The organism is Rhizobium sp. CF122 (genome assembly GCF_000282035.1).
Taxonomy (GTDB): domain Bacteria; phylum Pseudomonadota; class Alphaproteobacteria; order Rhizobiales; family Rhizobiaceae; genus Rhizobium.
Map to the genome: position 1 here is coordinate 20,022 of NZ_AKKA01000032.1, position 11,822 is coordinate 31,843.

Annotated in this window: 4 protein-coding genes, 1 pseudogene and 1 riboswitch; of the genes and pseudogenes, 1 reads left to right on the forward strand and 4 read right to left on the reverse strand. The window is 58.6% G+C overall.

Features of this window, described 5'->3' with window-relative positions:
* Positions 1-68 precede the first annotated feature (68 nt).
* From PMI09_RS08385 to hxsA, 3 genes and pseudogenes are all read right to left on the reverse strand, one after another.
* Positions 69-7,982, reverse strand: coding sequence for a hypothetical protein (locus PMI09_RS08385; RefSeq protein WP_007791119.1), 7,914 nt, complete (start codon positions 7,980-7,982; stop codon positions 69-71).
* 15 nt (positions 7,983-7,997) lie between these two features.
* Positions 7,998-8,420, reverse strand: coding sequence for a hypothetical protein (locus PMI09_RS08390; protein WP_007791123.1), 423 nt, complete (start codon positions 8,418-8,420; stop codon positions 7,998-8,000).
* 625 nt (positions 8,421-9,045) lie between these two features.
* Positions 9,046-9,618, reverse strand: a pseudogene (gene hxsA, locus PMI09_RS08395) (His-Xaa-Ser repeat protein HxsA).
* Positions 9,619-9,847: 229 nt separating this feature from the next.
* Here hxsA and PMI09_RS08400 point away from each other — a divergent pair.
* A complete protein-coding gene (locus PMI09_RS08400; RefSeq protein ID WP_007791130.1) occupies positions 9,848-11,044 on the forward strand; it encodes an IS256 family transposase in 1,197 nt (398 codons plus the stop codon).
* A 42-nt stretch (positions 11,045-11,086) separates the two neighbouring features.
* Here the strand turns inward: PMI09_RS08400 and PMI09_RS08405 are convergent, their stop codons facing one another.
* Complete coding sequence (locus PMI09_RS08405; RefSeq protein ID WP_007791132.1) at positions 11,087-11,416, reverse strand: hypothetical protein; 330 nt, start codon at positions 11,414-11,416, stop codon at positions 11,087-11,089.
* Positions 11,417-11,683: 267 nt separating this feature from the next.
* Positions 11,684-11,792: riboswitch (guanidine-I (ykkC/yxkD leader) on the forward strand.
* The last annotated feature ends 30 nt before the right edge of the window (positions 11,793-11,822 follow it).

Consider the following 11,822-nt stretch of genomic DNA (forward strand, 5'->3'; position numbering starts at 1 on the left):
GATGGGCGATCACACCGTGTCCGTTGCTGCCGGGGCACAGGGTTCCCCGGCATTGGTCTCGATGGCCATCAGGCGGCCCGATAGGCAAGCGAGGCGTCGGCGACGAGAAGCTTCTCGCCGTTGACCGTTTCGTACGTCGCTGTGCCCGTGATGGCTGACCCGTCAGCAAAGGCCTGCGATCCCTCCGGCGTGTGCAGCAGGTTGACGAGCTTGATGCCTGCCTCCGACATGGTCATCAGCTCGCCCGCATCCGTGATGCCGTTCTGGTTGGCGTCGCGCCAGACCCGGAACTCGCTCCAACGATCGTCGCTGGCGTCGAGAATGTTGTCGTGGTTGGTGTCGAAGACGAGCCGCAGGGCGTCAAGGTCGGAGACGGAGCCGCCGTTTTCGGCGATCTGCTCCGGCGTAACCCAGTCGGTAAAGGCCAACTCCCGTGACTGATTAATCAAGCCGTCCGAACCAGCTGCGCCGTTCGAGCCAAGATCGATTGCAAGGAAACCATCATCCGACCCCGCCCATGCGGTGTTGTCCCTAGCAGCGTCACCGTCCCAGTCAAAGCTGGGCGACGATTCGCCTGAAAGACTATTAGGATCAAGGGGTCGTAGGTCGATATGACCGTCGCCGTCTAAATCCACCAACACAGGAGTCTTTGTCCAGCGCACCCATTTGTCGATGAGAACGCCATCCCTATATCTGTACCACGCGTCCATCGTACCGGCAGTGTAGTGGTAATTCGTCCAAGTCCCGTCATCGTTGTATGATGTTGCGGAAGTAATCATTCTGTGGCTAGTCATCTGATACACGTATCGTGTCCACGACTTGCTGTTGTTGTAGTCGTACAGGACCTGCGCGATGTTCCCACCATCGTAGGTGATCGTCTGATCCGTCATTTGCCCAGCGGCATTGTAATTGGAAACGATGTTCGACCAGTTTTGCGCATTGGCGGGATCGTACGCATATTCCGTCCGCGTCCCATTGTCGTAATAGTTGATTTGGGTGGTCGTCCGAGCCGCGGCATCCTGCATCACGAGGACGTAGGACCAAGTCTGAGCGTTGACGACATCCCAAGTGTAGTACCACATCCTGCCATCGTCGTAATGGTTGACCTGATTGGTCTGGCGACCGGCGGCGTCCCAGGAGTATTCGAGGATCGCCCAATCCGCTACGTTGGTGGGATCGTATTGGACCCCGTACCGGGTGCCGTTGTCGTTATACTGCGTCACGACGGTAAGCTGTCCGGCCGTGTTGAAGCTCTGGACGTATGTCGACCAAGTCACCGTGTTGGTCGGGTCGTAGCTGTAGACGTCCCATGTGCCGTTGTCGTTGAAGTTCGTCTGGTTAAGCACACGTCCGGCACTGTCGATGTACTGCTCGTAGCGCGACCAGCTTCCAGCATTCGCAACGTCATAAGTGACGGTGTTGTGGGTGCCGTTGTCGTTGGTCTGGTCGATGAAGGTCAGCTGGCCGGCGGTATTGAAGGTCTGCTTGTAGGTCGACCAAGTGGCTGTGTTGGCTGGATCGTAGTTGACCTGCACTTTGGTGCCGTCATCATTGGTGGTGACCTGGACTGTCAACTGGCCAGCCGCGTTGAAGGTCTTGTCGATCTTCGCCCAAGTGTTGGCGTTGGCGGTGTCGAAGTCCGTCGTGCCGGTCAGCACACTCGCGGCGCTGTAGAACTTGATCTGCGTTTGCGCCCCTGTGGAGGTGAAGGTGATTTCGGCGCGAGTGCCATCATCCTTGTACTGGATTTCGACTGTTTTCTTGCCCTGAGCATCGAACTGCTGTTCGACCCTGGTCCAGGCTTGTGCATTCAACGGGTCGTAGAGCGTTGCAGATGTCAGTAGGCCCGCCTTGCTGGCGTGGGTGACGCTCAGCGTCTGACCGCTTGCCGCATCATAAGCCGTTGTCACCGAGCTGCCGTCGGCGGCAATGTCGACCTGGGATGTCTTGCGTCCCTGCCCGTCCGAGGTCAGGCGTCTGGTGAGCGATCCAAGCGCGTTGACAGTATCGACGACTGTCTGGGTCAACGAGCCTGCGGCGTTGAAGTCAGCCTTGGTCAGCGTCACCGATCCATCTGCATGCGTGACCGCCGTCTCGGTATGGTCGACGGTGCCGTTGTTGCCGGTGTCTTTGGAGAGCTTGGTGACGAGACCGTCGGCGCTGGTGGAGATCGTTCCCGTCGCCACGATCGCCCCTGCGGCGGTGGTTTCGGTCACCGTGGTGACGATGGAGCCGCCGACCTGCCGCACCTGTTGCATCGTCACGTCGAAGACGCCGTCGCCGTCGTAGTCGTAACGGATGGTCTTGCTGCGGCGGTCGATCGATGTCGTGGTCTGCGATGTCGCGGCAATCGCCTGCGTCCAGTAAATGCCACCCGCCGTCAGGTAGGCGGCGTTGCGGGCGGTGGCATTGTTGGTGACGACGGTCTTCGTCGCTCCCGTCGCATCTATCGTGACGGTCTCGACCTGATCGATGGTGCCGTCGCCGTTGACGTCCTTGCTTGTCGTGACGGCGCGACCATCGGCAGAGACGATGGTCGTTGTCTTTGCCGCCAGCGTGCCGGTTGCAAGATCGGTATCCGTCGTCACCGTCGTGCGGCTGCCGTCGGCATGGCCGACATCGTCTATCTGGCGCTGGCGCTCGTTGCTGCCGTTGCCGTCATAGTCCCAGGTGATCGTGGTGTGGCGGCCGTCGGCCGACACCGTCCGCACCGAGCGGTCTCGAACAGTGGTGCCGTCAGCATTGAAGTCCGTTGTCGTCGAGGTGAGGATACCAGAGTTCGCCGTGACGCTCTGCTGGCGCTGATCGATGATGCCGTCGCCATTGGCGTCGCGCTCGACCGTTACCGTCAGCTTGTCAGCGCTTGTCGTGGTGACTGTCCTGTCGAGTAGATGACCGCTGCTGTCCGAGGTCGTTGCTGTCTGGCGGATCGTGCCGTCGGCCAGCACCTCGCGCGTGTCGGCGCGGCTCTGATTGCCGAAGCCCGGACGCTCGTCGCTGGAAGCGACGACCCTGCCGCTCGCATCCGTTGCAGTGATCGTCTTCGAGATCAGCGTGCCATCCGTCTTGCTTGATGTGACGGTGCGCGTCGTCGTGCCATTAGCGTTGAGCACCGTCACGTCGGTGGCGGTCTGTCCATAAGTGCCCGAGCCGGTCAGGTCCCACTGCTCGGTGATTGAGAAGCCGTTGGCCGAGGTGGTGATCAAGTGGCGGCCGGCAAGCGTTGTCCCATTGAAGAGGCTGATGGTGCGTGTGCGCGAGCCATCGGCATTCAGCACCGTCACATCGGTCTGGCTCTTGTCGAAGCTGCTGCCGGCACCTGTCGTATCCCATTTGGTCGTCACCGACAGCCCGTCGGCCGAGGTGTCGACGACCATTCTGCTCTTGAGCGCGCCACCGACCCGCTCCTCGGCCGTCGTGGTTTTGCTGCCGTCGGCATTGAGCGTGGTGATATCGGTGGTTTTGTTGTCCGCCGTGCCATTGCCGTCGGTATCGTAGTCGACGGTGCGCGTTAGGCCATCGGCCGAGACGGTGACCGTCTTCGTGTCGGTGACGATGCCGCCGGTCGTCAGGTCGGCGAGGACCTGCTTGACAGAACCATCCGCCTGCTTGGTTGTGACCGAGCGCTGGTCGAACGTGTTGTCGCCATCAAGGTCGCTCTCCACCTTGGTTGACAGTCCATGGGCCGCGACCGTGGTGACCGTGCGGCTTTCCAGAGCGTTGTTGGCCTTGAAATAGGAGAGCGTCTCTATCGTGCTGCCATCGGCGTTGAGCACCGTCACGTCGCTCATCGAGCGGACCGTGCCGGAGCCATCTTCCCAGGCGGCCGTCTTCGTCAGACCGTCGCCGCTTGCCGTCAGCGTCGACTTCGAGGTCAGCACATTGCCCGCGGACTCGGAGACGACTCGCGTCTGGCTGCCATTCGCGTTGAGCGTTGTCGTATCGGTGACGACCTTGTCGAAGGTGTTGTCGCCATCGAGGTCGGAGCTTACGGTTTTGGAAAGGCCGTTGGTAGTGGTCGAGGTCACCGCGCGGCTGGCAAGTGTCTTGTCCGCTTTGTAGGTCTCGACCGTATCCGTCGTTTCCCCGGCGGCGTTGACTGCGATCTTCTCTTGGACATCGGTCGAAGCATTGCCGTCAAGGTCAAACGTCTTGGTGGCTGTCTTGCCGTCGGCGCTGATAGTCGTTGTCGCCTTCGAAATTAGCGTGTTGTCGCCCGCGCGGGTCACCTCGACCGTCTGCGTCGAGCCGTCCGCATTGAGCGTGCGCGTGGACGTTCCACGTCTGTCGATCGTGGCATCACCATCGGCATAGACGACCGTCGACGTGGACAGGCCGTTGGCGCTGGTGGTCGTCGATGTTCGATCGATACGCGTTGTGCCGCGATAGTGAGAAACAGCCGTGTTTACCGAGCCGTCGGCGTTCAGCGTTGAGATTTCAGTTGTCTTCAGATCGATGGTGCCGTCGCCGTTGACATCTTCGGTTGTCGTGACGGAAAGGCCGTTGCCCGAGGTGACGATCGTCTTCCGGTCGAGAAGCTTGCCATTGCTCGACGATAGCGAGATCGTCTCGGTTCGGCTGCCGTTGGTGCCAAGCACGGTCAGGTCGGAGATCATCCGGTCGGTGCCGCCGCCATTGATGTCAAGGCTGGAGGTCTTGGTCAGGCCATCGGCACTGACCGTATCCGTCCGCGTCGCCAGCACCGTACCGTTGGCGGCATAGTCGGTGCGAACAGTCTCGGTGTGGCCGTCGGCGAACGCCGTCCTGACCTCACGGCTGTCAAGATGGCCGTCACCATCCGCATCCGTCGCCACCGTGGTCGTTTGCCGGTCGGCGCTGACGACAGTGGTGGTCTGCTGCTGTAGCGTCTCGTTGGCGCTTCTGACGCTGACCGTCTCGGTCCGCGTACCGTCCGCGCCGAGCGTGATGATATCTGACGCAATCTGGTCGACCGTGCCGTCGCCGTTCAAATCGGCCCGCACAGTCTGCGACAGGCTGTCGGCCGATGTCGTCATCACGGTCTTCGAAAGCACCGTGCCGTTATAGCTCTTGACCGTCACCGTCTCGGTACGGCTGCCGTCGGCATTGCCGGTTATGACGTCGCTGACGATACGATCGGCATTGCCATTGCCGTCGGCATCAACCGTCGTGGTCTTCGACAGGCCGTCGGCCGAGGTGACGGCGGTGGTCTTGCTAACTAGCGAGCTGTCGGGATTGAGGGTACTCGCGGTCCTGGTTGTCGTGCCGTCGGCGGCAACGGTGATGCTGGTGAAGCTGTCATTCGCGGCGTCGCCGTTTGCATCCGTTGCAATGCTGATTGTCTTCAAGTCGGCGCTCGTCGTTGTGACCGTCCTCGACAGCAGCGTGTTGTTGCCGCTGACCTGCTGCACCGTCTGGGTCCGCGTTCCGTCGGCCGATACAACGGTGATGTCGCTGTCGACGACGTCGATGTTGCCGTCACCGGTCACGTCGGAGGAGACTGTCTTCGACAGGCCATTGGCGCTGGTTACCGTGGTCGACTTGCTCCGCAAGGAGCCGTCGCCATTGCGTACAGTTGTCTCGGCGGTGATGTCGCCCGAGGCGGCGATCGTCGTCACCGTCACCGAGCGGGTGTCGACCGTGCCGTTGCCGTCCTCGTCGTCGGCGATGGTGATCGTCCTGTTGTCGGCGCTCGTCGTCGTCACCGTCTGAGAGAGCAACGTGCCGTTGATCGCCTTGGTGTCGACCATCTTCGTGCGGCTGCCGTCGGCGGCCACAACAGTCGTCGTCTCCGAGACGACCAGGTCGTTTGCACCGTCTCCGTTGATGTCGATGGTGCTGGTCTTGGAAAGACCGTCGGCTGTCGCCTCGACCACCACCTGCTGCTGCACCGTGCCGTTGAGGCTCAGCGTCTCGGTCGTCGTCGTCGACGAGCCGTCGGCATGCTTGACGAAGAGCTGGCGTTCGTCGGTGACGCCATCGCCGTCCTGGTCGAGTGCCGTCGTCGCAGTCTTCAAGTCGGCGCTGGTCACCAATGTTGTCCGGTTCGCCAGCGAGCCATCGGCATTGAAGTTGGAGACCACCTTGCTGCGAGTGTTGTCGGCGGCGACCGACGTTGCGATTGTCTGCGAGCGGTCGAAGGTGCCGTTGCCGTCGTCGTCGAATTGCGTGGTAACCAAGTTGCCGTCGGCACTTGTCGTCACGACCTCGTGGAAGGCAAGGCTGCCGTCCGCGTTATAACCGAGAATGTCCTTCGCGACCGAACCGTCGGCCTGTGCCGTGCTTGTCGTGCGGACGATGTATTTGTTGCCGTCGGCGGCCAGCACAGCGTCACCGGCAATCCCGGTAGTCCCATCGCTACGCGTGAACGTCGTCGTGCCTGATATCGCCGAACCGTCGGCGAAGCTCTGGCCGCTCCCCGTCGGCGTCAGGTCGATCGAGGTGATGCCAAGGCTGTCCAGCGTCACCAACTGGCCATTGACCTCGACCCGAAACTCCGACCAGCGCGCGTCGCCCGCATCCAGCTTGCCGTTGCCATTGGTGTCGAAGACATGCTTCAGCGCCTCGAAGTCGGTCTTGGCGGTTGCGTCCCATTCGGTGAACGCGAACTCGCTGGAACGGCTGATCCTGCCGTCGCCGTCGGCGTCCAGAACCAGAACGCCTGTGCCCTGGCCAGCCCAGGCCGTCCGTGTCGCATAACCGTTGCCGTCGAGATCGAGGAACTTCGAGGAAGACGATAGGTCGTCAACGTCAAGGCCATTGCCCGAGAGGTCAAGGAGAATTGGCGCACCCGCCTGTCCCCAACGACCACCATAATTCCCATTGTCCCGGTTGTCGCGCAGGCCGCCAGTCGTCTTTCCTTCAGTGCTTCTTGATGCGCCGCTTAGGCTACTGCCACCCCACGTCCCATAATTGCGAGTATCCTGATTATCTCGCAGGCCACTCGGACCGGATGAAGGTGTTGATTTGTGGCCTCCAATCGACGAATATCCGCCGCTGTTGGGCGAGTAGGTGCGGCCACCACTCCAAGAGGAGTAGCTACCGCCACTGGAATAATCGCCAGACGCTGAGCCGTGACCGCCGTCGTTGACTGAGCCACCCCAGCCGGACGAGCCGCCAAAATCATACTGGGCACGCCCGTCAAAGCCAGCCCACCCCTGAGCATTTTGGACGACTGGAGCGGGAGCAGGAGTGGGGACAATGGGGGTGACAGTAGGGGGAGTAAAGCTGATGGGATTTACCGGTGGTACGGAATCCGAATCTAGTGGTGTAGCCGGAGAAATCGAGGTCGGCGATTGTATCGATGGCAAGGTTGGAACGCCCAAAGGCAGTAATTGCCCCGCATTACCATAGGTGCTTACGCCGGCCTCAAAATCTGCCTTAGGAATGGGCCGGAAGTAGGGAGCGCTCGAATTGTCAGCCCTCCCTAATTGCGTCTGCAGTCGTTCGAAGGCTCCTTCGATTCCAGTAACATTGTTGAATTGTATCTCGTAGGGATTTACGCCAGCGTCAATCAGTGCCTGCATGGACCGGGTATTGAGCACGTAGGTCGTGCCGTTTAACGTATACACCTCAATTGGCACGTCGCTCGGCTTCAGCGCTCCGCTTCTAATGGCTTGAGAGAGTTCAGTAACGGTCCTTACCTCTACGCCCGCCCGGCGAAACGATCCAACGCCTTCCCGACTTAAGTTTTCGCTGTACCATGACTGCGCGTAGAATCGTCCCGGAACAAGACCTTCTCCCCTAGCAGGACCAAGCGCCTGAAGTGATCGGATGGCTTCCATTGCAAAGGCTCTGCCAAACTCACCGACGCTTCCGAACATCCCATTCGCTGACGAAAGCTGTCTCATGGCGAAGAAGTTTTGGAACGTATAATTGAGCAGGCCCATCTGCCCGCTTTGGCGCTCCAAGCTCAGCTCCGCGATCCTATTTAAGGCCAGAGCCTGAGCGCGCTCTTTGTTTTGCCTCATCGTATCATTGAGTGAATCAATAAAATCTGTCATCGGGCTCACGCATTCCTAGTCGAAAAATTTAACAGAAGAATAAGTCTCAGGCGCAACCTCAGCGACTTCGTCGCCTGAGAACACGGCTATTACTCCCGCGCCAAGTACATCAACGACATATGTGAATACCTGCTCGTCGCCTAATGGAGTGTGCGCAAAGAACGAATCCAATAGTTTTTTATCGACCTCGATTCTTCGTATGACGCCCCGCCCGTATGAAGGTATTCTCATTCGGCGACTCTCTCTCCCATAAATGTATCTGTAAATGTTCTTGAAGATGAACGCTCTAGTTTTGACGTGTCCGAGTTTTTCGAATTTATAACTGAGGACTAGATCGAAGCAATTGTTGGACAAAACGAAGTCCATCGCGTCTGAATTTGCTTCAAACTCCAAGCTTATTTCTTCTACAATCCTTCCTTGCAAGAGCTCTTCAATCATCAATCTACTTTCTGAATATGGTGCAGTTCATGAGAGTCGTGAACTTGGCCGATGCGATGTATTTTCCTTGAGGGATCAGTCTCTTCGAAGCATCGAAATTGTGTTGAAAGTCCGTCCTCTCTCGTCGCAGTCTGAATAGGTCCAGGCGCTTCATTGAGCTTTCAAAATTCTTGTAAGCGCCTGGCTGGAACGCCGATGCAACTGCAAAACGCTGATGTGTCCTTCTATACTATTTTGCTGTTTTGAACATTCACGCAGGTGGCGAGTCAACAAAAATAAACAATCTTGGAATGAATATTTCTTGGTTGCGTCTACTGTCAATGACCATTGCTGAGAGAAAACGATGCTCTGGGATATCCTGTTGGTTACCTGGATATTCTTGCCATCGGAATTCGCGGCCTAGGCCGTTGCACAAAGCTAGGCGGTGGGCACCCAGAGACATCGGTCGAACTATATTATACACAGCGTAGTCGTCGTTCCTACCACCCAGCAGGACATTAGAAATACTTCTTCACCAGAGGTTGCCCCGAGGGGATCGCGCGATTGATCCTTCCTGGCGCGCTTGTGGACGGTGAAAAACTTTCGATACTCGCCGAGACAATAGAGACCGACCGCGACGTCCGGGCTACTGCACCGCAATGCCGAATGCATCCAGCACTTCGGTCGTAATCGTGCCCGTGACCTTGAGATTGTTGTCCTGCTGCATCTGGCTCAGCGCCGCGCGCGTGTCCGCGTCGACGACTCCGGTCAGGGCGCCGGCATACTAGCCCTAAGCCGTCAGCCCTGATTGCACCTGAATGACGACCTGCCTGAATTTGTTTGAATTGCCCGGAAGAGTTTTGGCGGGCGCCACCTGTCGCGGAGCGGCGGGAGCAGGGTCGGGAACGAGCGTCCGCGCGGCTGGTGGCGAATAAGTCGGGGCGGCATAGCGTGGCGCGGGAGCTGGCGAAGGATCGCTTTAGGATGGGCTGGCGTAGGACGTACTCGGCAGATAGCCGCCGCCGCTGCCCGATCTGTGGCTGGAATGGGAGCTGTGGGAGCTATGGCTCGAATGGGACCGGTACCCGGCGAGCGAATATAAATGCTTGATCTTGAGCCGCTCCAGGATCGAAGGCGGGTCGGGCGGCATGGCGTCGGCCTTCGCCGGCAAGAATCCTGCTGCGAGCAGCGACGGAATGAGAAATACCCGTCGTTTCATATCGGTCCCAGCCCACCATCGCCTAGTCTTAGAGTAAGTTGCCGTAGCCGGAATTTTGGAGAGGCTTCGGAAAGCCCTCATCGACGTACGTCCAGTTAGTGGTCATCCTGCACTTGTTGATGCTGAACTCGGTGACGTCCCGAGAGGTGGTGTAGCTCGATAGCGGTGGTCATCGGCTTTTTCCGGTAGGGTTGGGTTGTTCAAGCACAACCTGATGGAAAGACCACCGATGACCAATGACATGATGGACCTGCGGTCGCTTGTTGAGAAGAGCGCTGATGCGGATTTGCTGCGCGAGATGATTGGCTTTGCGGCCGAGAAGTTGATGGAGCTGGAGGTTGGCGCGAAGACCGGTGCGGCCTACGGCGAGAAGAATGACTTTCGACTTGCTCAGCGTAACGGATATCGCGATCGCGACTGGGAGACCCGAGCTGGCACCGTCGAACTACGGATTCCAAAGCTTCGCACCGGCAGTTACTTTCCGAGCTTTTTGGAGCCGCGCCGGATGGCCGAGAAGGCTTTGACCGCGGTGATCCAGGAGGCTTACATCCAAGGCGTCTCGACCCGTTCGGTGGACGATCTGGTCAAGGCAATGGGCATGAGTGGTATCTCCAAGAGCCAGGTATCTCGGCTTTGCGAAGAGATCGATGATAAGGTCAAGGCCTTCCTTGAGCGTCCGATTGAAGGCGACTGGCCATACCTTTGGATCGATGCGACCTATCTTAAAGTCCGGCGCGGCGGCCGTATTGTGTCTGTCGCTGTTATCATCGCTGTGGGCGTCAACACCGACGGCCGCCGCGAGGTTCTTGGCATGGAAATCGGCACCTCTGAAGCCGAGCCGATCTGGACGGAGTTCTTGCGCAAGCTGACCCGGCGCGGTCTGCGCGGCGTCAAGCTGGTCGTCTCCGACGCACACGAAGGCATCAAGGCCGCCGTGTCGAAGGTTCTCTCAGCAACCTGGCAGCGCTGCAGGGTCCACTTCATGCGCAATGCATTGGCTCATGCCGGCAAGAGCGGCCGACGCGTGGTCTCAGCCTTCATTGCAACGGCCTTTGCCCAAGACACGCCGGAAGCCGCCAGCCAACAGTGGCGCAACGTCGCCGATCAGATCAGGCCGAAAGTGGCGAAACTCGCCGGCCTTATGGACAGCGCCGAGGAAGATGTCCTCGCATACATGACCTTTCCTAAGCAGCACTGGACCAAGCTGCACAGCACGAACCCGATTGAGCGATTGAATGGAGAAATCAAGCGAAGGACCGAGGTGGTCGGCATCTTTCCAAACGACGATGCCATCGTCAGACTCGTCGGCGCTCTCCTGCTGGAGCAAAATGATGAGTGGGCTGTTCAGCGCTCGCGCTACATGACACTTGAGACGATCGCCACAATGAGTGATGATCCGCTCATCAACTTGCCTGCCGCAAGTTGACCTGCTCCCGGCCTTGACCGGAAAGCTCGACAATCGAACGAGCTACACCACTCCCTGGGACATCATCCTGAACTCTTCGGAAGCGAGGATATTTTCTTCTTTGATATGAGCGCAGAAGACACACCACTGCGTCCCTACAGGAATGCCATAAAAGTAGTCTGCGATCTCTGCGGGTGGCCCACATTTGACAAAAGTCAGGTCGCCTGCAGTTGCTCGTTTTCTTCCAATCAGCCCGTAGAGATAAGCTTGCTTCGCCTCAGCCAGAACGTCGCGCTCGACGACGCGGTTGATGCAGCCGTAACGATATATGCCCCCGCCGATCAAAGAAGAGAGAATTATTATTGCAGCGAGAATCAATAATCTTCTAAGCATGTTGCGACCCTTTGGCACGATCAAACAAACGCCTCATTAGGCTTAGTGACACCAAAAGTTGAACTTCGCGACAGCGAAAAAAGCAGCCCGACGGCACGGCAGTGACTCGCTTATCACTGCAGATGAATAAGATGCGCGGCGCTGGCCAATTCTTGCTCAAACATTAGGCATTTGCCGCCGAGTGTACACAGTCGTGAATAGCCCTGGGCCCAGAAGTGATAAAAATCAATAATTTATAATTTGGCACATCTCTTGCTTCGAAAATGGTGAGTTGGTGGCTAGGGTTCCGGCGCTTCAAGAGCGTGCTGGTCCGAGAGCTGCCGTCGGCGGGGGAGAAATCCCGTCGGGTGCACGGCGGGACAAAAGCCCGGGAGACCTCGTAAGCCAAGGGATTGGCGGCACGATG